This is a genomic window from Haloferax sp. ATCC BAA-644, from assembly GCF_000336975.1.
Taxonomy (GTDB): Archaea; Halobacteriota; Halobacteria; order Halobacteriales; family Haloferacaceae; genus Haloferax; species Haloferax volcanii.
In genome coordinates this window covers 91,017-115,287 of record NZ_AOLF01000001.1, presented here as the reverse complement: position 1 = coordinate 115,287, position 24,271 = coordinate 91,017, and the positions used below count along the sequence as shown (strand labels likewise).

The following is a 24,271-nucleotide window of genomic DNA, read 5'->3' as shown; positions in this document are numbered from 1 at the left end:
CACGCCTCGCTCACTCGTCTCTCCCGTCCGTCTCGTCCGCAGCCTCTCGCTCGTCGATGCGGTCGTAGAGGACGGACTCGCCGGGTTTGACCGTGCCGCCGGTCGGGATTCTGACGCCCGCGTTCAGCGAGGCGTTGATGCCGGTTTTCACCTCGTCGCCGAGGACGACGCCGTACTTCCGGCGACCCGAGGAGACGAGTTCGCCCTTGAGCATCTGCCGGACGGCTTCGCCGTCGTGGCGGAGGTTCGCCACCTTCGTCCCCGCACCGAAGTTCACGTCGCGGCCGAGGAGGCTGTCACCGACGTACGAGAGGTGGCCGACCGTCGCGCCCTCCATCAGGACGCTGTTTTTCACTTCGACGGCGTGGCCGACCTTGGCGTGTTCGCCGATAAGCGTGCGCCCGCGGACGTAGGCGTTCGGCCCGACCGTGGCCCCGCTGCGGACGAGGACGGGTCCCTCGATGACCACGCCCGAGCGGACCGTCGCGCCCGCCTCGACGACGACCGGTCCGTCGAGTTCGGCGCGTTCGGACACGTCGCCGTCGATTCGCGGGTCGAGTTCGTCGAGTTTCCATTCGTTGGCTTCGAGGAGTTCCCACGGCCGCCCCACGTCGAGCCAGCGGTCGAAGGCGACGCCGCGCACGTCGTAGGCTTCGCAGGTCGCCGCGAGCACGTCGGTCAGTTCGAGTTCGCCCCGGTCGCTCTCGGCCACGTCGAGCCAGTCGTGGGCCTCGGCGGGGAAGACGTACGCGCCGGCGTTGACGAGGTCCGACGGCGGGTGTTCGGGCTTTTCGACGACGCCGGTGACGAAGCCCCCGTCGTCGGTGTCGAGGACGCCGTAGGAACTCGGGTCGTCGACGCGGAACGACCCGACCGCGGGCGTCCCCTCGTACAGCGTCGAAAGCGACGGCACGTCGTACAGCGCGTCGCCGTTGAGGACGACGAACGGCTCGTCGGGGTCGAGATGGGAGGCCGCGGCGCGGACGGCGTCGGCCGTCCCGCGCTGTTCCGACTGGACGGCGAACTCGACGGGGACGCCCCCGCGCTCGTCACCGAAGTAGTCGCGCACGTCAGCGGCCTCGTAGCCGACGACGAGCGTGATGTCCGTCGCGCCGGCCGCGACGGCGGCGTCGGCGGTGTGCGCGACCAGCGGCCGGTCGGCCACGGGGAGCATGGGCTTGGGTCGGCGGTCCGTGAGCGGACGCATCCGGGTGCCGCGGCCGGCGGCGAGAATGACTGTCTGCATACCCTCCTAAGGGACTGCGCGGAAGAAATGTCTTCGGTCGGAGAAGTACTGAGGCGGGGACCAATCGTGACGTTGTGGGTTGCCTCTGATCCACCTACCGATACCGACTCGAGGTGGCGCGGCCGGTACGGCAACTATCCGTCAATATCAGCCTACCAAAACGCTTGCGAACTCCGCGCCGGATTCGACTCCGATAGCTCGCTCTCGCGCGGTGCGATCGCTCGCGGACGGTTCGAACCACACGGCCCGCGAACGGCGACTGTGTTGGGGTTACGATGGGTCAGAGATTCGCACGAGACGCGGCGCCGTGTGTTAGTGAACGAACGAGCGCCAACGTCTAATAGTTTCGTTCCGCGGCGACGGGAACCGCGTTCGTCGGCGTTATCACCCTCGCACCCTTCGGCTGTGGAGGGTTACGATGGAGATTCGCACAGGACTCTCTTACGGAGACGTATTGCTGGTTCCGCAGCGCTCCCCGGTCGACAGCCGGAGCGACGTGGACCTCTCGACCAACGTGACGCCCGACTTGCGCCTCGACACGCCGCTCGTCAGCGCGGCCATGGACACCGTCACCGAAGCCGACCTCGCGGCGGCGCTCTCGGGCCTCGGCGGCCTCGGCGTCGTCCACCGCTTCCTCGACGTGGACGAGCAGGCCGAACAGGTCCGCCGCGTCGCCGCGGCGGGCGGGACCGTCGCGGGCGCGGTCGGCATCAACGAGGACTACCTCGACCGGACCGAGGCGCTCCTCGACGCCGGCGCGGACGCGATTGTGATGGACATCGCTCACGGCCACATGGAGCGGTGTCTCGACGCCGTCGAGCGGATTCGCGACGAGTTCGACCCCGAAATCGTCGCGGGCAACGTCGTCACGCCGGCGGCCGTCGAGGACCTCTGGGAGGCCGGCGCGGGCTGCGTGAAAGTCGGCGTCGGGCCGGGGTCGCACTGCACGACCCGCGAGGTCGCGGGCGCGGGCTATCCGCAGCTCACGGCCGTCTCGGAGTGCGCCGAGCGGGCGCACGACCTCGGTATCCACGTCATGGCAGACGGGGGGATTCGGACCTCCGGCGACGCCGCGAAGGCGCTCATGGCCGGCGCGGACACCGTCATGATGGGTAGCTTCTTCGCCGGGACCGACGAGGCACCGGGCCGGGTCGTCGAGGTCGACGGCGAGACGTACAAGCGTTCCCGCGGGATGGCCTCCACGGAGGCCGCCGACGACCGCGAGGACAAACAGAGCGACGTGGACGCCGGCGAGGGCGTCGAGGCGCTCACGCCCTACAAGGGACCGGTCGAACCGCTCGTCGAGGAGTTCCTCGGCGGGATTCGCTCCGGCGTGAGCTACTGCGGCGGCCACACGCTCGCGGACGCCCGCGAGAAGGCCTCCTTCGTCCGCGTCGCGGCGAGCGCGAAGGAGCGCGAGGGCGCACACGGCGTCGTCTTCGCCGAGGGTCCCGTCGAGGTCGACGAGGAGGCCGAACGCGAGTTGCAGGCCCCGATGGCCGACTGACTCCGGCGTCGTCGCGGCCGACCCGCGACGCGATACGACGCGATACGACGCGATAGAGCGAGGGTGAAACCGCCACGCCGGCGACCGCGCCCTCGCAGAGCGACGGCGCTCGCCTCGACACGTCGGTAACGTCGCGCTCGCCCGATTGTCAGATTAACCGCTGTTCCTACATTCATTTTTGAAAACTGCCACGTACGTCGAGTCGATATATACTCCCGAACCGACTCGAAACGCTCGACACCCGAACCGAAAACGGGCCGCCCCCACCGAATCACTCGTCACGACGACAACCGACTTTTCGCTCGAATACACCGCGTGTAGCATCAAAACACATCGTTCGTCCTGTTTGCGTCGCCCCGAGTGGAACTCGCCCCCGGCCGTCGAAACGCTGACCCCAAATCGAGTGTCCTCTCCTCGTGAGAGTCGGTGACGAAAACATATCATACTCACATGTGTTCCAACCTTAGTGATATGTCCGCCGACGTGCTCGCTCGACGCCGGCCGTGGCGCGTGACGCCCGTATCCGTGTCACGGGCCGTGCCGAGTCGATTCGATTACCATTACAGAGCTAACTTTGTAATTTAATCGGACTTCGTCGGTTCGTCCGAGCGACGCTGAGACCGACGCGTCCGTCGTCAACTATCGCTCGGAATACGGCACTGCCGAACAACTGTTCCTCACAACAAGACGCTACGAGTACGTCGCGCGGATGCCGATGACGCGGGCGGCCTGCGTCACCATCTCCGGGACCTCCGTGTGGTACCACTCGCCTTTCATCCGGGTGGTCGGGCCGGAGACGCTAATCGCGCCGAGGATGGTTTCGTCGTCGGAGAGAATCGGCGCGCCGACCGCCCGCATGCCGGTGATGCGCTCTTCGTCGTTGAAGGCGTAGCCGCGCTCGCGAATCGTCGCCAACTCGGCTTCGAGGGCGTCGCGGTCGTCTATCGTCTTCGTCGTCAGGCGCGTCAGTTCGCCGTCGAGTATCTCGTTTCGACGCTCCTCGTCGCAGAACGCGAGGTAGGACTTGCCGACCGACGTGGTGTGGAGGTCGACGGTCGTGCCGATGTGCGAGTCGGTCTGGAGGCCCTGTTCGGACTTCACCTGGTAGATGTAGACGCCGCGGCCGTTCTCCTCGACCATCACCTGTCCGCGCTCGCCGACGGCCTCGACGAGGTCGTCCATCTCGCCGATAGAGGCGTGGTACAGCGCGTGTCGCGTCCGGGCGTGGTCGCCGAGGTCGAGGAACTTCAGGCCCAGCGCGTACTCGTCGCCCTGCCTGACGACGTAGCCGAGTTCCGCGAGCGTCTTGAGGTGGTTGTGAGCCGTGCTCTTCGAGATGCCGAGGCCGTTCGCAATCTCCGACACCCCGCTCGCGTCGTGGTCTCTGATGTGTTCGACGATGCCGAACGAGGTTTTCGTAGCGCCGATTGTTCCCGCCGCGTCGTTTCCGTCCGTGTTCATAGTTATCACTAATCGAGTGCGGTAATAATTGTTACCGTCTCGTTCGGACTGGACGAACGAGTGTTCGGTTTATCGCCGCGTCAGCGCGGCGACGGTCTCGCGGACCGGGTTCGCCCCGACCGACGAGAGCGCGTCGAGCGCCGCGTCCGCGGCGTCCTCGCCGAGGCCGAACGCGAGCAAAGCGCGGTTGCGCGCGCCGAGGTCGGCTTCCGACAGCGGGTCGCGGGAGTCGCCGCGGGGGTACTCGCGCTCGCCGACGTAGCGGCTCCCGTCGCGGGCGGTCACTTCGACGCGCGCACCCCAGTCGTCGGGGAAGGCCCGCTCGAACGCCTCGTCGGCGTGGAGGTGGACGCGCTCCGAGAGCGCCTGCACGGCCTCGTCGTCGAGCGCGTCGTCGAGGAAGTCGTCGAGTTCGACGGCCCCGTCCGCGACCCAGCGGGCGAGGACGTACGGCGTCGAGAACTTCGCCGCGGTGAGCGTCTCAGGTCGCGCGTGACTCATATCGACGCCGTTGCGGTAGGTGAACACGTCGATTCGGTCCACGTCGTCGGGTGCGAGGTCGGCCGCGCCGGCGTCCCGAAGCGCGTCGAGCGGGGCGTGGGTGTAGCGACACGACGGGTACGGCTTCTGGTAGGCCTCGGTGAGCCACCAGTCGCAGCCGAGCGAGTCGAACAGCGCGGCGAACTCGCCGTCCGCGAGGAGCGTTGCGAACGGGTCGTAGACGGCCTCCATCGCCGCGGGCGACCCGCGGAGGCCGGCGGCGGTCAGCGTCGCGGCGCTCACGCCGGCCTGCGCGGAGAACCCGGCGGTGACGTTCCGCGACGGCGCGCCCTCCGCGAAGGGGTCGTGCATGGAGACGACCGCGAGATTCAGCGCGGTGCGGACCGTCTCGCGCACCTCGTCGGGCGACTGCCCCGCGCAGACGGCGGCGGTCAGCGCCGGCCCGAGCGTCGTCCACGTCGAGTGCGGGTCGCGGACGAGCCACGGTATCGCCTCGTTCATCCGGGCCTTCATCGCGAAGATGGCGTACTCGAAGCGCGCGCACAGTTCGTACGAGCGGACGCAGGCCTCCACGAACGCCTCGCCGTCGACGTCGTTGGCTTCGGCGACGCCGACCGCGCCCGCGACGACGCTCGCGCCCACGTGGCCGCCGCGGTTGTGGCCCTCCTCTATCTCCTGTGTTATCGCCGCCGTCGCGTTCAACAGCGCCGCCTGCGACGGATCGACGCGGCGGTCGGTCCCGAGGACGGACGCCGGGCCGTCGGCCAGTTTCGCGTCGCGGAAGACGCCCGCGTGTTGGGGCGCGGCCGCTCCCGCGACGGTCGCCGCGAGTACGTCCGCGACGATTCGCTCGCCGTCTGCGCGCACGTCGTCGGGGAGTTCGTCGGTCAGAAAGCCGTACAGCTGTCGTTCCCAGTCTCTGACTGGCTCGTGTGAAATCATGGTCTCAGTGGTCTCAGTGAGTGTCGGGGTGCTCAGGCCCGAGTGAGGGCGCAGAGCACGCGGGGTGCGGCGGGCTCGGTCGCCGCGGTCCAGAGGCCGTCGACGCCGCCGTCACCGATGACGGGCGCGACGAGTCGGTCGAACTTCGCTCGGAGTTCCGATTCGGTGAACGGGTCGCGTTCGCCGCCGCGGGCCGCGCGCACCTCGCGGGCGTACCGCTCGCCGTCGGTCGTCTCGACGGTGACGCGCGCGCCGCGCTCGTCTGGTGCGCGGGCCGCGAACTCCTCGGTGGCGACCACGTCCACGCGCCGGGCGAATCCGAGGGCGGTCTTCGTCAGCGCCTCGTCGGTGAACGCCTCCTTGCCGGTCTCGCCGGCCGTCAGCGCCGAGGCGACGGCGAAGGGAACCGAGAACTTCGCTTGCAGGGCGTTCTGGGGTGCCGGCTCCGATAACGCGGCCGCGGCGGGGTACGTCTCGACGGTGACGGCGTCGATGTCGGCCGCGCCGACGCCCGTCTCCTCGACGAGGAGCGCCACGGCGTCGAGGGCGGCGTGGGTGTAGCGGCAGGCCGCGTGGACCTTGAAGTAGCCGCGCTCGATCTCCCAGCGCTCGCCGAGTTCGTCGGCGAGGGCGCTCCGGTCGGGGCCGTCCGCGGCGACGGGTTCGAGGTGGCGGACCACGCCGTCGTCGAGGCCGGTGAACCCCGATTCGGATTGGTCGACCGCGAGCAGCCCCGAGAGGTTGCTCATCCCGACGTAGCCGTTCCTGACGGTCGCGCCCTCGGTCGCCGCCTCGAACCGGGTGTGCTGGGCGTAGTTCGCCGCGATGCGCATCGCGTCGAGCGTCGTCTCTGCGTCGAGGCCGCGGAGTCGGGAGACGGCCGCGGCGGTCCCGACGCCGCCCCACACGCCGTGGGGGTGGAGGCCGTCGGCGAGCGGGACGACCGCCCCGGCGGCGCGGACCGCCGCCTCGTAGCCGGCGACGAACGCCGTCAGGAACTCGTCGCCGCTCCGGTAGGCCGACTCGCCGTCCGCGAGGAGCGCGGGCAGGACGTGAATCGCCGGGTGGCCGGCCGCGAAGCGGTGGCCCTCGTCGAGTTCGAGAACGCTCCCGGCGGCCGCGTTGACGAACGCGGCGCGGTACGCGGTGGTCCGCTCGCCCGCGGTCCCCATGATGGTCGATTCGCCGCCGTTCTCGTCGCCCCAGCGGCGCGCCAACGCGGCGACCGCGGGGTCCGACGCGCCGCCCAGCACCGCGCCGATGGTGTCAGCGACGACGAGGGACGCGCGCTCGACGACCGACGCGGGGAGGTCGGTCCGGTCGAGGTCGGAGACGAACGACGCGAGCGCTTCGTCGGTCATCTCAGACCCCGAGGTACGCCTCGACGACGCCCTCGTCTTCGAGGAGTTCGTCGCCGTCGGCGGTCATGCTGATGCGGCCGTTCTCCATGACGTAGCCCCGGTCGGCCAGCTTGAGCGTCTGCTGGACGTTCTGTTCGACCATGAGGACGGTCATGCCCTGCGCGTGGATGTCCTCGATGACGTCGAACACCTCTTGGACGAGGTGCGGCGCGAGGCCGATGGAGGGCTCGTCGAGGATGAGCAGGTCCGGCTCGCCCATGAGCGCGCGAGCGAGGGTCAGCATCTGCTGTTCTCCGCCGGACATCGTGCCGGCGCGCTGGTTTTTGCGCTCCGCGAGCCGGGGGAACAGCTCCAGCATCTCGTCGAGGTTCTCCTCGCGGTTCGCCTTCGCCTCCCCGGTCTGCGCGCCGAGAAGCAGGTTGTCGATGACGGTCATGTTGGTGAACAGGTCGCGGTTCTCCGGGACCTGCACGATGCCGCGCTCGACGATTTCGTGGGACGCTTTCGAGTGAATCGGCTCGTCGCGGTAGGTTATCTCGCCGCGGCTCGGCGAGAGGATGCCGCAGATGGTGCGCATCGTCGTGGTCTTGCCCGCGCCGTTCGAGCCGATGAGCGCGACGATTTCGCCCTCGTCGACGCGCATATCGACGCCGTGGAGCACCTCGATGTCGTCGTAGCCGGCGCGGACGCCGTTCAGTTCAAGCATCGACGTCGAACCCCCCGATGTAGGCCTCGATGACGCGGTCGTCTTCGACCACCGTCTCCGGCGCGCCGAAGGCGATGCCCTTCCCCTGGTCCAGCACTTTCACGTAGTCCGAGATGTTCATGATGGCTTTCATGTCGTGTTCGATGACGAGCAGGCTCGTCCCGCGCTCGCGGAGTTGGCGGAACAGGTCGAGCATCTGGTTCGACTCCGACGGGGTGAGCCCCGCCATAATCTCGTCGAGGAGCAGAATCTCCGGCCGCGTCGAGACCGCGCGGGCGAGTTCGAGGCGCTTCTGTGCGCCCACGGTGAGTTCGCCCGCCTCCTCGTCGGCCTTGTCCGCGAGCCCGACGAATTCGAGGTTCTCCATGGCGATTTCGCGCGCCTCGCTCCGGCGGCGCGTGTGGATGTGCGCGCCGACCATCGCGTTCTCGACGACGGTCAGCTCCTCCAGCGGGCGCGTGATTTGGAACGTCCGCGCCAGCCCCGCCCGCGCGACTTTGTGCGCCGGGAGTCCGGAGATGACCTCGCCGTCGAGTCGGACGGTCCCGCTCGTCGGCGGGAACGCCCCGCTGATGCAGTTGAACAGCGTTGTCTTGCCCGCGCCGTTCGGCCCGATGAGGCCGATAATCTCGCCGCGGTTGACGGTCATGTCCACGTCGTCGAGCGCCTGCAAGCCCGAAAAGCGCTTGCCGACGCCTTCGACCGACAGAATCCGCTCGCCGTCGCGGTCGATGTCGGCGTCCGGGTCGTCGACGCTCTGCGCGTTCGTCTCGTCCGCCGACATCACTCGCTCACCTCCTCGTCGCCGCGGACGCGGTTCCAGAGGGCGCGCGCCTGACTCGGCCAGCTCACGACGCCGCGCGGCGAGTAGATGACGATAGCCACGAGGAACGCGCCGTAGATGATGCGGTCGAGGCCGTTGATGTCGGAGAACGTCGTCCGCGCGATTTCGCTGACCGGCGTGACGATGAACGAGCCGACGATGGGCCCCAGAAGCGTCCCCGGCCCGCCGACGACGGCGGGCAGGAGCAGTTCGACGTTCTTGAACAGCGCGAACACGGTGTCGGGGCGGATGGTGTTGAAGTACATCGACCAGTAGGCACCGCCGAGGGCGGTGAAGAAGGCGCTGACGGCGACGCCGATGAGCTTGTACCGGAAGCTCGGCACGCCGACGCTGGCGGCGGCCCGCTCGTCCTCGCGGATGGCGAAGAAGTACAGCCCGACCCACGAGTTCTTGATGAGCCACGAGACGAGCGTCACGACGAGCAGGAAGCCGACGATGAGGTAGTAGTACGGCAGGTCGTTCTGGAACTGGAAGGCGACGAGGCCGTACTCCGCGCCGTAGTCGCGCGGGAACGGCTTGAAGTAGCCGTTGGCCCCGCGGAGCTCCGACATGTTGGTGACGACGAAGCGGAGCAGTTCCGCGAACGCCAGCGTCGCCAGCGCGAAGTAGTGGCCCTGGAGGTTGAAGCGGAACGACAGCGCGCCGATGACGAGGCCGTACCCCGCCGCGAGCACGCCGCCGACGAGCATGCCGACCCACGGGTTCACCGCGAAATCGACGACGAGCGCCTGCGTGGCGTACGCGCCGACGCCGAAGAACGCCGCGTGCCCGAACGAGAACTGCCCGGTGTAGCCGGACATGATGTTCCACGCCTGCGCCGTGTAGGCGTAGATGACCGTGAGGATGAGCACTTTCAGGCTCAACAGCGCCGCGATTTCCATCCCGGCGACGTCGATTTCGATGAGCGTCGGGAGCGCCGCGAGCAGGCCGAACAGCGCGACGCCCTTCACGAGCGGGGCGTACCGTTGGTCGTCGAACGTCCGGTAGCGGTCGCGGACGGACTCGATTGCGCTCACGCCTCAGCACCTCCGAAGAGTCCCTCGGGCTTGACGAGGAGCGTCCCGATGAAAAGCAGGAAGATGAGCACCTGCGCGGTGGTCCCGGGGAGGTAGTAGCCGCCGAACACCTGAATCAGCCCGACGATGAGGCCGCCGACGAACGCGCCGGGGAACGAGCCGAGGCCGCCGAGGATGACGATGACGAAGGCGTTGATGAGGTACGTCTCGCCCGTGAAGGGGTCGAACCGCTGGAACAGCGCGATGGAGCCGCCGGCGACGCCGGCCAGCGCCGCGCCGATACCGAAGGTGAGGTAGTTGATGCGGCGGACGTTGATGCCGACGTAGCGCGCGCCGTCGCGGTTGTCGGCCGTGCCGCGGATTTTCCGGCCGAGGTCGGTCCGGTTCAAGAACGCCCGCACGGCGAGCATCGTCCCGAGCGCGATGACGAGCGCGTAGAACTGTCCGAGCGGGATGAACACGTCGCCGACCTGCACCGACCCGAGCGACAGTTCGACCTGCTGGGGGTCGGGCGTGAACACGATTTCGATGGCCGACTGGATGATGAAGAGGACGCCCAGCGTGGCGATGAGCTGGTTCTGCTGGGGGGCCTCGATGATGGGTTCGACCGTGAGTACGTGGACGACCACCCCGAGGGCGAACAGCACCGCGGCGGCGATAGGTATCCCGAGAAACGGGCTGATGCCGGCCGTCTCGGAGACCAACCACACCGAGTACATCCCGACGACGAGGAAGATGCCGTGGGCGAAGTTGATGACGTCCATCACGCCGAATATCATCGTCAGCCCCAGCGCCGTCAGCGCGTAGACGCCCCCGAGCAGGAGGCCGAACGCGAGCAGCTGCAGGAGGACGGGCTCCAGATTGGTGATGTCGGTCAGGAACTGTGCGAACGGGTCGATGAATCGGCCGAGGCCACCGCCCTGGAGCGGCAGGGGCGCGACCGATGTGACTAGGTGTCCCATGCGGTTTCTACGCTCGGGAATTGTTGGCAACCCCCATAAAAGGTGGCTATCTTTCGAGACGGTTCGTTGACGTGACGGCGGTCGCGGGTAGCGGTTAGACCTGCGGGTCGGCCTCCGCGTACTCCTCGGGGTAGACGACCTTGACCGAGAGGTCCTGGACCTGGTTCACCGGCCCGAGCGCGTTGACGTTCTCGCCTTGGTCGTCGAATTCGATTGCGCCCATCGCGGAGATGTGGTCCTCGTAGCTGAGGCCCTTGAGCGCCTCGTTGATGTCGTCGGGGTCGACGCTGCCGGCCTCCTCGACCGCCTGGATGATGACCTCGGCCGCGGTGTAGGCCATCCCGACCGACGCCGAGAACTCCTGGTCGTAGTTGTCGAGGAACTGCGAGCGGACCTCGGCGGTCTTGTCGACCGTCGGGTTCAGCGCGTAGTTGTTGTCCAGCACGCCGTTCGCGAACTCGCCGATGTCGCTGACGGCGTCGTCGTCGGTGAACGTCGCGGACGCCGAGGCGGTCAGGTACGGCGGCCGGTAGTCCTGGTCCTGCAACGCCTGGGCGAGCAGGACGCCGCCGGCGACGTAGGTCGTGGCGATGATGGTGTCGGGGTCGGCGCTCCGGAGCCGCGACACCTGCGTGTTGGCGTTCGACGCGCCGAACTCGATGGCCGTCTCCTCGATGATTTCGACGTTCTGCTCGGGGAGGAACTCGCGGAGGCTGTCGCGAATCGCCTGCCCGTAGCTGTTGTTGATGTAGAACAGCCCCGCCGTGTCGATGGTGCCGCCGCCGTCGCGGATGACCGAGGGCACGAGGTCCGCGTAGTCGCTCGCCAGCCGGCGCGCCGGGGGCTGGGGTCGGTAGACGTAGTTGAAGTCGCGGCCTTGCAGGATGTTGTCCGCCGCCGCGATTGAGATGACGAACGGGACGCCCTGTCGCTCCGCGACCTGCGTCGCCGCCGTCGTCACCGGTGAGGAGTAACAGCCGGTGAGGACGTCCGCGCCCTCGCTGAGCAGTTCCTCGCTGACCTGTCCGCCGAGCTCCTGTGCGCCCTGGTTGTCGCCCTCGATGACGGTCACTTCCGCGCCGTCGAGCGATTCGATGCCGCCCTCCTCGTTCTTCCGCATCGCGGCGAGTTTGATGGCGTTGCTCATCCCGACGCCCGTCGCGGCGAGACTGCCCGAAAGCGGGTGGTTCGACCCGATGACGACCTCGTCGACGGACTGCTCGGGCGTTCCCGTCGTGGTGCCCGTGTCGCCGCCGGACCCGCCCGAGTCACCGCCGGAGTCGCCCGACCCACCCGAGTCGCCGCCGTTTCCGGCGTCGTCGCTCGCACAGCCGGCCAGTGTCAGTGCCGCGACGCTCGCGCCCGTTGCTTTGAGGAAGCGTCGCCTGTTGCTCGTCGAAGACTTGAGAGTCTTACCCATGGCAATCGGTATCGAGGTTAGTGCCTACTGTAATAAATCCTCCCGTACTCGTGTTGTCACGTTCTGCGGATATTCCTGCAACGAATCGAGTACGGGTCGGGAAATTGAGTCGAAAACGAGTCGTTTCTGCCGTGCGTTTCGTTCGGTCTCCCTGCTGTCTCAGCCGCGCCAGCCGCGCCAGCCGCGCCCCCGCGTCAGTCGAGCGATTCGCGGGCGTGGATGCCGGCGAGGCGGCCGTAGCCGAGCGCGGTCGTCAGCCCGTTGCCGGAGAGATAGCCGCCCGCGCCGTGACCGCTGATGCCGCAGGCGGTGCCGCCCCCGGCGTAGAGGTTCTCCACCGTGCTCCCGTCGGTTCGGAGGACGCGTCCGTGTTCGTCGACGACGAGGCCGCCCTGCGTGTGGAAGAGCGCGCCGGTAACTTTGGCCCCGTAGAAGGGCGCTTCCAGCGGGTTCGCGCCGTCGACGCGACCGACTTCGTCCGACTCACCCGCCGCGGCCGCCTCGTTGTAGGCGGCGACCGTCTCCGCGGCGGTCTCGCCGTCGGCACCGAGTCGCTCCGCGAGGGCCGCGACCGAGTCGGCGGTGTGGTAGGTTCCCTGCTCGATGGCGTCGTCGAAGTCCTCGAACTGCCCGCGGAGCTTCTCGAAGATGCGTTCGTCGAACAGCTGAATCGCCTGCTCGCCGGGCTGTTTGAGCACCGAGATGGCGAACTCGCTGTACCCCGCGGACTCGTCGCCGAAGCGCTCGCCGTCTCGGTTCACGAGGATGCCCCCGTTCATCGTGACCGCGTAGGTCGACAGCACGCCCGTCTGGCTCGCTACCGTCGCGTGGCCCTGATAGGCGTCCATGCAGGCGAGTTCGCCGCCGAGTTCCGCGCCGAAGCGGACGCCGTCGCCGGTGTTGCCGTCAGCACCGAAGTACAGCGCCCGCTCGACATCCGCCTCGCAGTAGTCGGTGACCATCTCGCGGTTGCCGGCGAAGCCGTCGGTCGCGAGGATGACCCGCTCGGCCTCGATGGCCTCGTCGTGGCCGAGGCCGGCGACGACGCCCCGAACCGCGCCGTCCTCCGCGACCAGTCGCTTCACGGGCGCGTTCGTCAGGAGTTCGATGTTCGGCGTCGATTCGACGCGGTCGACCAGTTCGGCGACGAGGTTCTCGCCGTTTCGGCCCTTCGGGGCGTGCATCCGGTACTCGGAGTGTTTGGGGTACTTGAAGTCGTCCACGATGTGGAGCGTGATGTCCCAGTCGTCGACGAGCCAGTGGATGAGGTTCGCGCTCTCCTCGCAGAGGTACCGGACGCGCTCCTCGTCGGCCTCGTAGTCGTTTTTCTCCAAGATGTCGCGGGCCATGTCCGCGGGCGTCTCCTCGATGCCGGCCTCGCGCTGGAGGCGCGTCCCCGCCGCGGGGACCATCCCCGTCGAAAGCGAGGTGTTGCCGCCGCACTCGGGCGCTTTCTCCAGCACCGTCACGCGAACGTCGGGGTTCTCGCTGGCCGCGAGCGCGGCGACGAGGCCGGTGCCACCGCCCCCCGCGACGAGCACGTCCGTGTCGATGTCCCACTCGATGTCGTCGACCGAGACGACTTCGGCGACGCCGTCGCTCGGCGTCCGCCGGGCTAGTTCGTCCATGCACTCTGCTAGGCAGACTCTATCGTAAAACTACCGCCTTCGGCGGCGGTGTCGTCGCCCCCGACTCCTCGCGTCACCGTCACGTCCATTGGTTTCGCCTGCGGTTTTCGGGGCGCGCGTGAGAAACACCTCCGGTCTTCGATTCGAACGTTCAGGAATACCAGACAGTCGTGAAATTCGGAGTGAAAAACTATGTGTGTCGAGAACACCCATACCGCATGGACTCGCCACGAGACATCGTCGAGGAGTTCTTCGACCGCATGGAAGACGACCGCCGGAACACCGTCGGTGACCTGTTCGCCGAGGACGCCGTCATCTCCCTGCCGGGTGCGACCTTCGAGGGACCGACCGCGGCCTACGACTTCCTCGCCCATCTCGAACCGCGGTATGAGTGGGCGGCAAAGGAGTTCGACCGCTGGATAGAGGCGGGCGACACCGTCGTGAGCACCGGGTCGCTCTACGGCGTCGACAACGACGGCGCGGAGTTCTCTGACGTTCGCTACGTCGATATCTACGTCGTCCGCCGGGGGCTCATCGAGCGCCTCGACATCTGGAACGACCTCGCGGTCGACGGCGTCGTTCCGGTCGAGGACGCGCCCGCGACCCCGGCGGAGGAATGAGCGACCGAACCGCGGTCCTGTTCGCGCTCCGCGACGACCCATCGCTCGTCGTCCGCGCCGAGGAACTCGGCTACGAGTCGGCGTGGGCCGCCGAGGGACAGGGCAAGACCGCCTTCGGAAAGCTCGAGCGCTGGGCCGTCCACACCGGGGAAATCGGCCTCGCGACCGGCATCGTCAACGTCTTTTCGCGGACGCCGGCGGCGCTCGCGGCGGCCGCGGCGACCCTCGACGACCACTCCGACGGGCGCGCGATTCTCGGCCTCGGCGTGGCCCACCCCGGCGTCGTCGAGACGTTCCACGGCGTCGAGTTCGACCGCCCGCTCTCGCGGCTCCACGAGTACGTCGACCTCGTCCGGCGCTACCTCCGCGGCGACGCCGACTCCTTCGACGGGGAGTTCTTCTCGCCCGAGCGCACGAGCTTCTGGGACGCCTTCGACCCCGTCCGCGAGGAGATACCAATCTACAACGGCGCGCTCGGCCCCGCGAACGTCCGACTCACCGGGCAGGTGGCCGACGGCTGGCTCCCGAACCTCTACCCCCGCCCGCAGTTCGAGGAGGCGCTGGCGTGGCTCGACACCGGGGCGTCCCGCGCCGGGCGCGACGCGAGCGACGTGGACGTGGCGATGTACGTCCTCACGGCCGTCCACGACGACCCCGACGAGGCGCGGCGGGCGGCGGCCGAACACGTCGCGTACTACCTGCGGGACGTGCCGGGCTACTACGACCGCGCGGCCGAGCAGGCCGGCTTCGCCGACGAGGTCGAGGCGGTCCGCGCCGCGCCGACGACCGAGGCGGGGGCGCGCGAACTCTCGGCGGAGTTCCTCGACCTCGTGGCGCTGGTCGGTACGCCCGACGACGTGCGCGGGCGACTCGTCGAACTCCGCGAGATGGGCGTCGACCTCCCGGTCGTCCGCGCGCCCGCCGGCGTCGACCGCGAGTGGGTCGCCCGAACGCTGGAGGTGTTCGCCCCGTAACATGACCTCGCCGGACCGTGCCGTACTTTTATGCCGGATGCCACCGCATCTCAAGCGAAGCGAGTCATGACAGACCGTATCTGGGAGGACCTGCTATCCGAACAGGATAAACAGGTCATCACGAAGGCTGGTTACGACAAGGAGGGCGCCTCGTCGTGGGAGTCCCGCGGCATGGGCGAGAACCCGATGGTTCTCGTCATCGACATGCAGCGACTCATCGTCGGCGAGAACGTCCCCATCCTCGACGCTATCGAGGAGTACCGCACCGCGATGGGCGACATCGCGTGGGACGCCATCGAGCACATCGACCCGTTCCTCGACTTCGCGCGGGAGCAGGGGCTTCCGGTGACGTACACGCGGGTCGTCCCGTCGAGCTACGACGACCCCGAACCCCCCGACCTCGACATCGTCGACCCGGTCGCGCCCGAGGCGGGCGACGCCGTCGTCGACAAGTCCTACGCGTCGGCGTTCTACGGGACCGACCTGCTCTCGCGGCTCGTCCGCGGCGACCACGACTCGGTCATCATCGTCGGCAACTCCACGAGCGGGTGCGTCCGGGCCACCGCGGTGGACGCAAAGCAGAACGGCTTCAGCGTCATTCTGCCGCAGGAGTGCATCTTCGACCGCATCGAGGCGTCGCACAAAATCGGCCTCCTCGACCTGTGGATGAAGTACGCCGAGGTACTGGAGACCGAGGCGGTCGAGGAGTGGGTCGAGACGCTATGACCCACGAACACGACCTCGTCATCTCGAACGGCACCGTCGTCACCCCCGAACACGGCACCTTCGAGGCCGACGTGGCGGCCGACGGCGAGACCATCTCGGCCATCGCCGCGCCCGGCACGCTCTCGGGCGAGACGGAAATCGACGCGACGGGTAAGCACGTCCTCCCGGGCGCAATCGACCCGCACACCCACCACGGCATCTACCGCGGGCTGGAGGCGGACGCCGAGTCCGAGTCCAAGTCCGACCTCGTCGGCGGCGTGACCACCATCGGGAACTACTTCCGCCGGGCCGGGGCCTACGAGGACATCATGCCGGGCTACTTCGAGGAGGCCGAACCGAACTACTACCACGATTACTTCTTCTCGCTCGGCCTGCTCTCGATGGAGCACGTAGCGGAGATTCCGACCATCATCGAGGAGTTCGGCATCACGACGTTCAAGTGGTACATGAACTACAAGGATGCCGCCCGCGAGAAGTTCGGCGTCGACTGCGACATGCACGACGACTTCGGCGACGCGTTCATCCGGAAACTCGCCGAACAGGACGTGCCGACGACGCTCGGCTACCACTCCGAGAACGTCGAAATCACGAACGCGCTCGCCGGCGGCAACGTCTACGTCACCTCCGAGTCCGACGACACCGACGCCGACGAAGGCGAGGGCTACGAGGTGATGGTCGAGGAGTTCCCCGGCTACGCCGAGACCCAGAGCATGGTCGCCGGGGCCGCGCTCGCCAAGGTCCACGGCTACGACGACCGCTTCTACGCGGTCCACATCTCGGCTGGGGGGACGGCCGACGAACTCGCCGCGCTCCACGACGCGGGCTACCGGGCGTGGGGCGAGACGTGTATTCACTACCTCGCGCTCACCACCGAGGAGTGCGACGAGCGCATGAAAGTCAACCCCCCGGTTCGGTCGAAAGCGGACCAGGAGACGCTCTGGGAGCGCCTCGCCGACGGCACCATCTCCACTATCGGGACCGACCACTGCGCCAACCTCGCGGAGAACAAGTTCGGTGAGGGCATCCGCGACAGCCTGCTCGGGTTCCCCTCGACGCCGGTGATGCTCCCGCTCGTCCTCTCGGAGGGCGTCAACGAGGGTCGCATCTCGCTCGAACGCGCCGTCGAGGTGACGAGCACCAACGCGGCGAGGGCGTTCAATCTCTACCCCAAGAAGGGGACGGTCAGAGTCGGCAGCGACGCCGACCTCGCCGTCGTCGACCTCGACGAGACGAAGACGGTCACGCCGGAACTGTTACACAGCGTCAGCGGCTACTCCCCCTACGAGGGCCGGGAGGTCACTGGCTGGCCGACTCAGACCGTCGTGAAGGGCGAACTCGCCTACGACGACGGCGACATCGTCGGCACGAAAGGGCACGGAACCCACATCGACCGGCCGGTGTGACCCCGTCGGACGGCCGGAGCCACCACCCGACCGACTCGACCGATCCGCCCCACCGACGACGCGGACTGACCGGCCACAGCCGACCGGGCACACGGCCACCCACACGCACCACCAGACGACCACCACACGCGACACAGAACGAGAAGACACACACGACATGACGAACGACACGAACGGACCACTCGACGGCCTCGTCGTCCTCGAAGCCGGGTCGATGATATCCGGCCCGACCGTCGGCCGCTTCCTGGCCGACTTCGGGGCGACGGTCATCAAAATCGAACATCCGGCGTTCGGTGACCACATCCGCCGCTTCGGTCCACAGAAAGACGGCGTCGGCCTCTGGCACAAGTACCTCTCGCGGAACAAGCAGTCTATCACCCTGAACATCTCCACCAACGAGGGCGCGGCGGTGTTCGAGGACCTCGTGGGCGAGGCCGACCTCCTCATCGAGAACTTCCGGCCCGGCACGCTCGAACGCTGGAACGTCGGCTGGGAGCGACTCTCCGAGGTCAACGACGACCTCGTGATGCTTCGGATGTCCGGCTTCGGTCAGACCGGCCCGTACTCCGAGCGCCCCGGATTCGGGACGCTCGCGGAGGCCATGTCCGGCTTCGCTTACCTCAACGGCTTCCCCGACTCGCCCCCGTTGCTCCCGCCGACCGGCCTCGCGGACAACATCGCGGCGCTGTTTTCGACGTTCGCGGTGATGTTCGCGCTCTACCACCGCGACGTTCACGGCGGCGGCGGCCAGTACATCGACACGAGCCTCATCGAACCCATCTTCGGCCTGCTCGGCCCGCAACCGCTCCGCTACGACCAACTCGGTGAAATCGAGTCGCGGTCGGGCAACCGCTCGACCTCGTCGGCTCCGCGGAACGTCTACCGGACGGGCGACGACCGCTGGGTCGCCATCTCCGCGAGCGCGCAACCCCTCGCGGAGCGGACCTTCGACGCCATCGGCCGCCCCGACCTGAAGGACGACCCGCGGTTCGAGACCAACGAGGACCGACTGGAACACGTCGACGAACTCGACGCCATCATCCAAGACTGGATGGACGACCACAGCCGCGAGGAGGTGCTTTCGGCGTTCGAGGAGGCCGACGCGACGCTCGCGCCCGTCTACAACGTCGAAGACATCCTCAACGACGAACACTACGCGGCGCGCGAGGCGTTCCTGACGGTCGACGACCCGGACCTCGGCGAGGCGGTCGTCCAGAACGCCTTCCCGAAGTTCTCGGAGACGCCGGGGCGGGTCGACCACCTCGGGCCGTCGCTCGGTGAACACAACGACGCGGTCTACCGCGACCGACTCGGCTACGACGAGTCGGTGCTTTCGGACCTCGAAGCGGAGGACGTGATATGAGCCTCCTCGACTCGCTTCCCGAGCGCGTCCACGTCGTCGAGATGCTGCCCCGCGACGGGTTCCAGCGCCTCGACGAGTTCGTCCCGACCGACGAGAAAGTCGAGATAATCGACACCCTCTCGGACACCGGGGTGGACGAAATCGAGATTTCGTCGTTCACCCACCCGAAGGCCGTCCCGACCCTGCGGGACGCCGACGAGGTGGCGACGCGAATCACCCGCCGCGACGGCGTGACCTACCGGGCGCTCGTCCCCAACCTCCGGGGCATGGAGCGCGCCGTCGAGGCCGAGGTGGACAAGGTGAACGCGCTCGTCACGGTGAGCGAGACGTACACGAAAAAGAACCAGAACCGCACCCGCGAGGAGGTACTCGCGGAGATGGACGACATCGTCGACCTCGCTCACGACCACGGCATCGAGGTCGAAGCCGGGATGGGAACGAGTTTCTACTGCCCCTACGAGGGCGCAATCGACCCGGCGGAGACGCTCGCGGTCGTCGACAGCGTCGTCGATTCCGGCGTCGACGAGGTGACGCTGGCGACGACGATGGGCCTCGCCAACCCGGTCGAAATCACGGAGCGCTTCACCGCCGCGTTCGAGGCGCACCCCGGCCTCAACATGGGCCTGCACCTCCACGACACGAACGGGATGAGCCTCGCCAACACGCTGGCCGCGATGGCCGTCGGCGTCGACCGCTTCGACGCCTCTGTCTGCGGCCTCGGCGGCGGCGTCGTCCTCCCCGGCGACATGTCCGGCGTCGGCAACACGCCGACCGAGGACCTCGTCCAGATGCTCGACCGCATGGGCGTCGGCCACGGCGTCGACTTCGGCCGCATCGAGGCGGCCGCCCACGATGTGTCCGACCGACTGGGCCTCGGCCTGACGAGTCACGTCCTCGCGGGCGGCACCGTCGAGGGCGTCCTCGACACCGTCGCGGCCGGCGGGGAGGAGGACTGAGATGTCCGGCAAGACCCTCGCGGAGAAGCTGCTGTCAGAAAAATCGGGCACCGACGCCCGCGCCGGCGACTACGTCGAAGCCGACGTTGACGTGGCGATGGCCCACGACATCACCGGGCCGCTCGCGTTCCGGACGTTCGACGAGGTGACGGGCGACGACGGCGAGCTGTTCGCGCCCGACCGGACCGTCTTCACCATCGACCACCACGCCCCCGCCGACGGGGTGCAGGCCGCGAACAACCACAACGCGGTCCGCGAGTTCGCGGCGGAGCACGGCGCACACCAGTTCGACGTGGGCGACGGCATCTGCCACGCCGTCCTCGTCGAGGAGGGCTTCGTCGGTCCCGGCGACCTCGTCATCGGCGCGGACTCCCACTCGACGACCTACGGCGGCATCGGCGCGTTCGGGACCGGCGTCGGCTCGACCGACCTCGGGACCGCGCTCGCGACGGGCGAACTCTGGTTCCGCGTCCCGAAGACGCTCCGCTTCGAGGTCGACGGCGACCTCGGAGACGGCGTCTACGCGAAGGACCTCATCCTTCGGTTCATCGGTGACGTGGGCTTCGACGGCTGTACCTACATGGCCGCCGAATACGCCGGCAGCACTATCGAGTCGCTCCCGATTCACGAGCGCCTCGTCCTCTCGAACATGGCCATCGAGATGGGCGGCAAGGCCGGCCTCGTCGCGCCCGACGAGCGGACCGAGTCGTACCTCGAACGCCAGACCGGGAACGAAATCGACCTCGGCGACGCGTTCGTCTCCGACGACGACGCCGACTACGAGGCGGTCCACACGTACGACGCGGCCGACCTCGCCCCGCAGGTCTCGAAGCCGTCGAACCCCGAGAACGCGGTTGACGTGACCGAGGTCGCGGGCACCGAACTCGACCAGCTGTTCGTCGGAACCTGTACGAACGGCCGGTACGAGGACATCAAAATCGTCGCGGACATCCTCGCGGGCGAGACCATCGCCCCGAACGTTCGGATGGTCGTCGTCCCCGCCTCGAAGTCCGTCTACCAGCACATGCTGGGGACGGGCGTCTTCCAGACGCTCACCGACGCCGGCGCGGTCATCCAGAGCGCCGGCTGCGGCCCCTGTGCGGGCTACCATCAGGGCGTCCTCGGCGACGGCGACGTCTGTCTCGCCACGGCGAACCGGAACTTCCCCGGCCGCGAGGGGTCGATGGAGTCGTCGGTCTACCTGTCGAGTCCGGCGACCGTCGGCGCGAGCGCGCTGTACGGCGAAATCACCGACCCTCGCGAGGTCGAGACGAACCGCTACGACGACACGGTGTTCGCGGAGGTGCTCTCATGACGGGAGCCGACGACGGCGCGGACGGCGGCCGTCCCGACCCGGCCGAACCCGGCCGCGCGTGGGTCTTCGGCGACAACATCGACACCGACCAGATAACCCCGTCGCGTTTCATCGTCTCGTCGGACCCCGACGAACTCGCCACCCACGCCTTCGAGGACCTCAGACCCGAGTTCTCGGAGTCGGTCGAGACCGGCGATTTCGTCGTCGCCGGCGAGAACTTCGGAAGCGGGTCGTCGCGGGAGCACTCGCCGCTGTCGCTCGTCGGCGCGGGCGTTTCGGCCGTGGTCGCGCAGTCCTTCGCGCGCATCTTCTTCCGCAACGCCATCAACCTCGGCCTGCCGGTGCTCATCTGCCCCGGCGCGGACGCCATCGAGGACGGCGACGAGATTCACGTCGACCTCGACGCGGGCGCCGTGACGAACCACACGCGAGACGAGACCTACGAGGCGGAGGCGCTCCCCGAGTTCCTCCAGTCGCTCGTCGAACGAGGGGGATTGAAACCCTACACGAAGGCGAAACTCGACGGCTGAGCGGGCACTCGGCTCACGTTGTACGGCTTCCGGCGCACCCGAAGCACTCGACGCACCGAACGACGACCGCACAGCGGCACCCGCGAACGCCGTTCCGACGGCTGTTTTCCCCGATTTCACGCTCCGAGATCGGTTATCGCTTCCGCGCGTCCCAGTAGAGCAGCCCGGCGGCGACGACGAGACAGACCGCGAGTCCCGCGAACGCGGCGACGTAGCTCGCGTAGGTGGCGACGATGCCGACGTAGGCCGGGCCGACCGCGTTCGCGCCGAGGAACAGCGCCCGCGCGGCCCCGAGGTCGGCCCCGCGGTCGGCGTCGGGCGCGTTGTCCATGATGATGGCGTCCGCGAGCGGGAACTCCGTCTTGTAGCCGGCTGCCAGCGCGACGACGGAGACGTAGATGAGGGGGCGCGCCGCCACGGCCGAGAGGACGGTGAGCGCCCCCGCGGCCGCGAGCATCCCGACGACGGCGATTGACTCGCGTCGGAACCGGTCGCTCAGGCCGCCGGCGACGGGTTTGATGGTGATGCCGACGGCGAAGACGATGGCGAACGTCGCGCTCGCCAACTGCTGGTCGAACCCCTTCGCCTCGATGAGGTAGGTCGGAAAGAAGTTGATGAAGCCGCCGACCATGAAGTAAAACAGCCCGAACGCGAGGAGCGTCCGGCGCTGTTCCGCGCTGGCGAAGAGGCGTCGGAGCGTGCCCGAGACGTGGAGCTCGGGCGAGCCCACGGCGTAGCCGTCTCTCGACCAGAGCGCGTAGAGGACGGTGAGTCCCGCGAGGACGACGGCGACCGGCAGGAACGGCGTCCGCCACGTCGCGTAGGTCAGCGCGAGGATGGCGAGCCCCGACGAGACGAGGCCGCCGAGGTCGGTGCCGGCGGCGTAGAGACCGAGCGCCCGGCCGCGCCGTTCGACGAACAGGTCAGAGAGGAGCGCCCGCGAGGGGATGGCGAACAGCCCCTTCCCGAGTCCCGTGACGACCGCGGCGGCGACGAAGCCCGCGAGGCCGCCGGCGAGACCGAACGTGAGGAAGCCGAGGATGAGGATACCCAGTCCGGGGACGATGAGCGTCGCCCGCGTCCACCGGTCGGAGTACTCGCCGCCGGGATACTGGGTGACGGCGTAGACGCCCTGAAACAGCGCCAGCGCGATGCCGGCGGTCGCCTCCGTTATCTGTAACTCCTCGATAATCGTCGGCAGCAGCGGCGACAAGAGAAACCGACCCGTCTGGAGGACCGCCCACGACAGCGACACGGTGACTAACATCCGACCCGGGTAGCCCGCAAGCAAGCGCTCGTCGGATGTCGGCTGTTGGTTCACACCCACGGTACACCGACCTGCTACCAATGGGTTACGATTGCGGAACGCCGGTTCCGGTTGTCGGCGTCGCGGTTCCCCCGAGAGACTGATTGTCTTATAAACAATATACGGTTTATTCAAAAACCCGTCATCGGGTAATTGGTTCGTGGATATCTCTCTAAACCGCTCTAAACGGCACAATTTCTACAAATTCTACAATTTCTAAAAACTTTACAGTTTTAAACTCAACTAGATTTATTCTCTCGGTTCTGGCTCTCCGTCCCCGATGGCCGCCGCACAAATTTTTACCACCCGCGGCCGCGACGGTGCGGGCATGGACGCGACGGCAATCGACCACGTGAATCTCCGCATCCCCGCCGACGGCCTCGACGCCGCTGTCGGGTTCTACCGCGACGCGCTCGGCTTCGACGTCGAGAACCGCGACCTGTACGAATCGGGCGACAAGCCCTTCTTCTCCGTGCGACTCACCCCTGCGAGCGTCATCCACCTCCGGCCGGCCGAGAACTTCGAACCGCCGGCCGAAACCGCCTTCGACCACGTCGCCATCGAATTCGCCCACGACATCGACGAACTCCGCGACCGGCTCGATGCCGCGGGCGTCGAAATCGACCGCCAGCTCGAACCCCTCGGGGCGACGGGCGTCGCGCCAGCGGTGTACGTCACCGACCCGTTCGGCTACACGCTGGAGTTGAAAGCCGCGGCCGACGACGACTGAGCCGCCGACGCCCGAGGACCGCCGACTCTACAGCACGTACTGCGCGACCGAGTCCATCACTTTCCGCTCCGCCCGGCGCAGGTGTTCCTCGGCGGTGCGCCGCGAGACGCCCATCTCGTCGGCGATGGTCGCGGTCTTGATGCCGCGCGGGAGGTCGTAGTAGCCCCCGGCGTGGGCCAATCGGAGCGCCTCGCGCTGGCGGCCGGTGAGTTCGGGCATCGCGTCGGCGGGGGCCAAAAGCGGGCCGCTCCCGCTGGCGAACGACACCGCGCGCTTGGACTCGACGCTCACGTCGAAGCCGCTGTCCACGAGGTCGCGGAAGCACGCCGTCAGGTCGTCGGCCGAGACGGCGAGCAGGCGACAGACCTTCGCGCCGCCGCGGTAGCGAAGCGGCGGCACGAGCAGCAGGCCGTGGTTCCGCACGTAGCCCTCGATGTGGTCTATCTCGTGGTGCCGGAGGCAGTCGGCGGTGACGACGACCAACTCGTCGCCGCGCTCGACCGACGCCGCCACGCCGACGGTGTCGCGGACGCGGTCGAGCACGTCGCTTCCGACCTCGCCGCTGACGTGGAGCATATCGCAGTGCTCGTTGCACCACAGTTCGACGCTCGCGGCGTTGCCCGCCGTCGCCGCCGCGTAGGCGCTGTCGTCCCTGATTCGGAGGCTCGCCTCGTACATACGCGGACCGTTGGTCCGGCGATAATATATAAATACCACACCGCACGGTGGGTGAATTGCTACCCGTGTCGCGCCC

General features: G+C 68.0%; 22 protein-coding genes. 10 read left to right on the top strand and 12 right to left on the bottom strand.

Annotation, left to right across the window (positions count from 1 at the left end; translation table 11 throughout):
* Positions 1 to 10: 10 nt before the first annotated feature.
* Positions 11 to 1,246: a bifunctional sugar-1-phosphate nucleotidylyltransferase/acetyltransferase gene (gene glmU / locus C458_RS00540; protein ID WP_008572285.1), complete on the bottom strand. Its 1,236-nt coding sequence runs from the start codon at positions 1,244 to 1,246 to the stop codon at positions 11 to 13.
* 418 nt (positions 1,247 to 1,664) lie between these two features.
* Between glmU and C458_RS00535 the strand changes: the two genes are divergently transcribed.
* Positions 1,665 to 2,753 (top strand): guanosine monophosphate reductase, encoded by a 1,089-nt coding sequence (locus C458_RS00535; protein WP_049897166.1) that lies wholly within the window; start codon positions 1,665 to 1,667, stop codon positions 2,751 to 2,753.
* A gap of 690 nt (positions 2,754 to 3,443) precedes the next feature.
* Here C458_RS00535 and C458_RS00530 read toward each other — a convergent pair.
* The 9 genes from C458_RS00530 to C458_RS00490 all read right to left on the bottom strand — a co-directional run bounded on the left by C458_RS00530 (position 3,444) and on the right by C458_RS00490 (position 13,594).
* On the bottom strand, positions 3,444 to 4,214 hold the full coding sequence (locus C458_RS00530; protein ID WP_004040941.1) for an IclR family transcriptional regulator: 771 nt from the start codon (positions 4,212 to 4,214) through the stop codon (positions 3,444 to 3,446).
* 69 nt (positions 4,215 to 4,283) lie between these two features.
* Complete coding sequence (locus tag C458_RS00525; protein ID WP_008572277.1) at positions 4,284 to 5,657, bottom strand: MmgE/PrpD family protein; 1,374 nt, start codon at positions 5,655 to 5,657, stop codon at positions 4,284 to 4,286.
* 32 nt (positions 5,658 to 5,689) lie between these two features.
* Positions 5,690 to 7,018, bottom strand: a complete 1,329-nt coding sequence (locus C458_RS00520; RefSeq protein ID WP_008572276.1) for an MmgE/PrpD family protein — start codon at positions 7,016 to 7,018, stop codon at positions 5,690 to 5,692.
* Position 7,019: 1 nt separating this feature from the next.
* Positions 7,020 to 7,724, bottom strand: coding sequence for an ABC transporter ATP-binding protein (locus C458_RS00515; protein WP_008572275.1), 705 nt, complete (start codon positions 7,722 to 7,724; stop codon positions 7,020 to 7,022).
* Entirely contained in the window at positions 7,717 to 8,508 is a 792-nt protein-coding gene (locus tag C458_RS00510) for an ABC transporter ATP-binding protein (protein ID WP_008572274.1), read from the bottom strand. The genes C458_RS00515 and C458_RS00510 overlap by 8 nt, the downstream gene beginning before the upstream one ends.
* Positions 8,508 to 9,584, bottom strand: a complete 1,077-nt coding sequence (locus C458_RS00505; RefSeq protein ID WP_008572271.1) for a branched-chain amino acid ABC transporter permease — start codon at positions 9,582 to 9,584, stop codon at positions 8,508 to 8,510. Before C458_RS00505 ends, C458_RS00510 begins: the two co-directional genes overlap by 1 nt.
* Positions 9,581 to 10,546 carry a branched-chain amino acid ABC transporter permease gene (locus C458_RS00500; RefSeq protein WP_008572269.1) on the bottom strand — a complete coding sequence of 322 codons (966 nt, stop codon included), beginning with the start codon at positions 10,544 to 10,546 and terminating at the stop codon, positions 9,581 to 9,583. The genes C458_RS00505 and C458_RS00500 overlap by 4 nt, the downstream gene beginning before the upstream one ends.
* A gap of 94 nt (positions 10,547 to 10,640) precedes the next feature.
* On the bottom strand, positions 10,641 to 11,966 hold the full coding sequence (locus C458_RS00495) for an ABC transporter substrate-binding protein (RefSeq protein ID WP_008572266.1): 1,326 nt from the start codon (positions 11,964 to 11,966) through the stop codon (positions 10,641 to 10,643).
* A gap of 194 nt (positions 11,967 to 12,160) precedes the next feature.
* Complete coding sequence (locus tag C458_RS00490) at positions 12,161 to 13,594, bottom strand: FAD-dependent oxidoreductase (RefSeq protein ID WP_008572263.1); 1,434 nt, start codon at positions 13,592 to 13,594, stop codon at positions 12,161 to 12,163.
* 218 nt (positions 13,595 to 13,812) lie between these two features.
* On the opposite strand from C458_RS00490, the gene C458_RS00485 reads away from it, so the two are divergent.
* The 8 genes from C458_RS00485 (at position 13,813) to C458_RS00450 (ending at position 21,481) form a co-directional block, all read left to right on the top strand.
* Entirely contained in the window at positions 13,813 to 14,214 is a 402-nt protein-coding gene (locus tag C458_RS00485) for a nuclear transport factor 2 family protein (protein ID WP_008572261.1), read from the top strand.
* Positions 14,211 to 15,188 carry an LLM class flavin-dependent oxidoreductase gene (locus C458_RS00480; RefSeq protein WP_008572259.1) on the top strand — a complete coding sequence of 326 codons (978 nt, stop codon included), beginning with the start codon at positions 14,211 to 14,213 and terminating at the stop codon, positions 15,186 to 15,188. Before C458_RS00485 ends, C458_RS00480 begins: the two co-directional genes overlap by 4 nt.
* A gap of 66 nt (positions 15,189 to 15,254) precedes the next feature.
* Positions 15,255 to 15,914: an isochorismatase family protein gene (locus tag C458_RS00475; protein ID WP_008572256.1), complete on the top strand. Its 660-nt coding sequence runs from the start codon at positions 15,255 to 15,257 to the stop codon at positions 15,912 to 15,914.
* Positions 15,911 to 17,317, top strand: a complete 1,407-nt coding sequence (locus C458_RS00470) for a dihydroorotase family protein (RefSeq protein ID WP_008572255.1) — start codon at positions 15,911 to 15,913, stop codon at positions 17,315 to 17,317. The genes C458_RS00475 and C458_RS00470 overlap by 4 nt, the downstream gene beginning before the upstream one ends.
* A gap of 157 nt (positions 17,318 to 17,474) precedes the next feature.
* Positions 17,475 to 18,680 carry a CaiB/BaiF CoA-transferase family protein gene (locus tag C458_RS00465; RefSeq protein ID WP_008572254.1) on the top strand — a complete coding sequence of 402 codons (1,206 nt, stop codon included), beginning with the start codon at positions 17,475 to 17,477 and terminating at the stop codon, positions 18,678 to 18,680.
* Complete coding sequence (locus C458_RS00460; protein ID WP_008572253.1) at positions 18,677 to 19,636, top strand: hydroxymethylglutaryl-CoA lyase; 960 nt, start codon at positions 18,677 to 18,679, stop codon at positions 19,634 to 19,636. Before C458_RS00465 ends, C458_RS00460 begins: the two co-directional genes overlap by 4 nt.
* A 1-nt stretch (position 19,637) precedes the next feature.
* Entirely contained in the window at positions 19,638 to 20,951 is a 1,314-nt protein-coding gene (locus tag C458_RS00455) for a 3-isopropylmalate dehydratase large subunit (RefSeq protein WP_008572252.1), read from the top strand.
* Positions 20,948 to 21,481 carry a 3-isopropylmalate dehydratase small subunit gene (locus tag C458_RS00450; RefSeq protein ID WP_008572244.1) on the top strand — a complete coding sequence of 178 codons (534 nt, stop codon included), beginning with the start codon at positions 20,948 to 20,950 and terminating at the stop codon, positions 21,479 to 21,481. Before C458_RS00455 ends, C458_RS00450 begins: the two co-directional genes overlap by 4 nt.
* Before the next feature lie 133 nt (positions 21,482 to 21,614).
* Here the strand turns inward: C458_RS00450 and C458_RS00445 are convergent, their stop codons facing one another.
* On the bottom strand, positions 21,615 to 22,748 hold the full coding sequence (locus C458_RS00445; RefSeq protein ID WP_008572242.1) for an MFS transporter: 1,134 nt from the start codon (positions 22,746 to 22,748) through the stop codon (positions 21,615 to 21,617).
* A 367-nt stretch (positions 22,749 to 23,115) separates the two neighbouring features.
* Here C458_RS00445 and C458_RS00440 point away from each other — a divergent pair, with 367 nt between their 5' ends.
* Positions 23,116 to 23,517 (top strand): VOC family protein, encoded by a 402-nt coding sequence (locus C458_RS00440; RefSeq protein WP_008578813.1) that lies wholly within the window; start codon positions 23,116 to 23,118, stop codon positions 23,515 to 23,517.
* Between the two features lie 27 nt (positions 23,518 to 23,544).
* On the opposite strand, the gene C458_RS00435 is transcribed toward C458_RS00440, so the two are convergent.
* A complete protein-coding gene (locus C458_RS00435) occupies positions 23,545 to 24,195 on the bottom strand; it encodes a helix-turn-helix domain-containing protein (RefSeq protein WP_008572239.1) in 651 nt (216 codons plus the stop codon).
* Positions 24,196 to 24,271: the final 76 nt, after the last annotated feature.

Bases quoted from the DNA above. Each gene is read 5' to 3' on its own strand.
- glmU (WP_008572285.1), bottom strand. From the start codon at position 1,246: ATGCAGACAGTCATTCTCGCCGCCGGCCGCGGCACCCGGATGCGTCCG.
- C458_RS00535 (WP_049897166.1), top strand. From the start codon at position 1,665: ATGGAGATTCGCACAGGACTCTCTTACGGAGACGTATTGCTGGTTCCG.
- C458_RS00530 (WP_004040941.1), bottom strand. From the start codon at position 4,214: ATGAACACGGACGGAAACGACGCGGCGGGAACAATCGGCGCTACGAAA.
- C458_RS00525 (WP_008572277.1), bottom strand. From the start codon at position 5,657: ATGATTTCACACGAGCCAGTCAGAGACTGGGAACGACAGCTGTACGGC.
- C458_RS00520 (WP_008572276.1), bottom strand. From the start codon at position 7,018: ATGACCGACGAAGCGCTCGCGTCGTTCGTCTCCGACCTCGACCGGACC.
- C458_RS00515 (WP_008572275.1), bottom strand. From the start codon at position 7,724: ATGCTTGAACTGAACGGCGTCCGCGCCGGCTACGACGACATCGAGGTG.
- C458_RS00510 (WP_008572274.1), bottom strand. From the start codon at position 8,508: ATGTCGGCGGACGAGACGAACGCGCAGAGCGTCGACGACCCGGACGCC.
- C458_RS00500 (WP_008572269.1), bottom strand. From the start codon at position 10,546: ATGGGACACCTAGTCACATCGGTCGCGCCCCTGCCGCTCCAGGGCGGT.
- C458_RS00495 (WP_008572266.1), bottom strand. From the start codon at position 11,966: ATGGGTAAGACTCTCAAGTCTTCGACGAGCAACAGGCGACGCTTCCTC.
- C458_RS00490 (WP_008572263.1), bottom strand. From the start codon at position 13,594: ATGGACGAACTAGCCCGGCGGACGCCGAGCGACGGCGTCGCCGAAGTC.
- C458_RS00485 (WP_008572261.1), top strand. From the start codon at position 13,813: ATGGACTCGCCACGAGACATCGTCGAGGAGTTCTTCGACCGCATGGAA.
- C458_RS00480 (WP_008572259.1), top strand. From the start codon at position 14,211: ATGAGCGACCGAACCGCGGTCCTGTTCGCGCTCCGCGACGACCCATCG.
- C458_RS00475 (WP_008572256.1), top strand. From the start codon at position 15,255: ATGACAGACCGTATCTGGGAGGACCTGCTATCCGAACAGGATAAACAG.
- C458_RS00470 (WP_008572255.1), top strand. From the start codon at position 15,911: ATGACCCACGAACACGACCTCGTCATCTCGAACGGCACCGTCGTCACC.
- C458_RS00465 (WP_008572254.1), top strand. From the start codon at position 17,475: ATGACGAACGACACGAACGGACCACTCGACGGCCTCGTCGTCCTCGAA.
- C458_RS00460 (WP_008572253.1), top strand. From the start codon at position 18,677: ATGAGCCTCCTCGACTCGCTTCCCGAGCGCGTCCACGTCGTCGAGATG.
- C458_RS00455 (WP_008572252.1), top strand. From the start codon at position 19,638: ATGTCCGGCAAGACCCTCGCGGAGAAGCTGCTGTCAGAAAAATCGGGC.
- C458_RS00450 (WP_008572244.1), top strand. From the start codon at position 20,948: ATGACGGGAGCCGACGACGGCGCGGACGGCGGCCGTCCCGACCCGGCC.
- C458_RS00445 (WP_008572242.1), bottom strand. From the start codon at position 22,748: ATGTTAGTCACCGTGTCGCTGTCGTGGGCGGTCCTCCAGACGGGTCGG.
- C458_RS00440 (WP_008578813.1), top strand. From the start codon at position 23,116: ATGGACGCGACGGCAATCGACCACGTGAATCTCCGCATCCCCGCCGAC.
- C458_RS00435 (WP_008572239.1), bottom strand. From the start codon at position 24,195: ATGTACGAGGCGAGCCTCCGAATCAGGGACGACAGCGCCTACGCGGCG.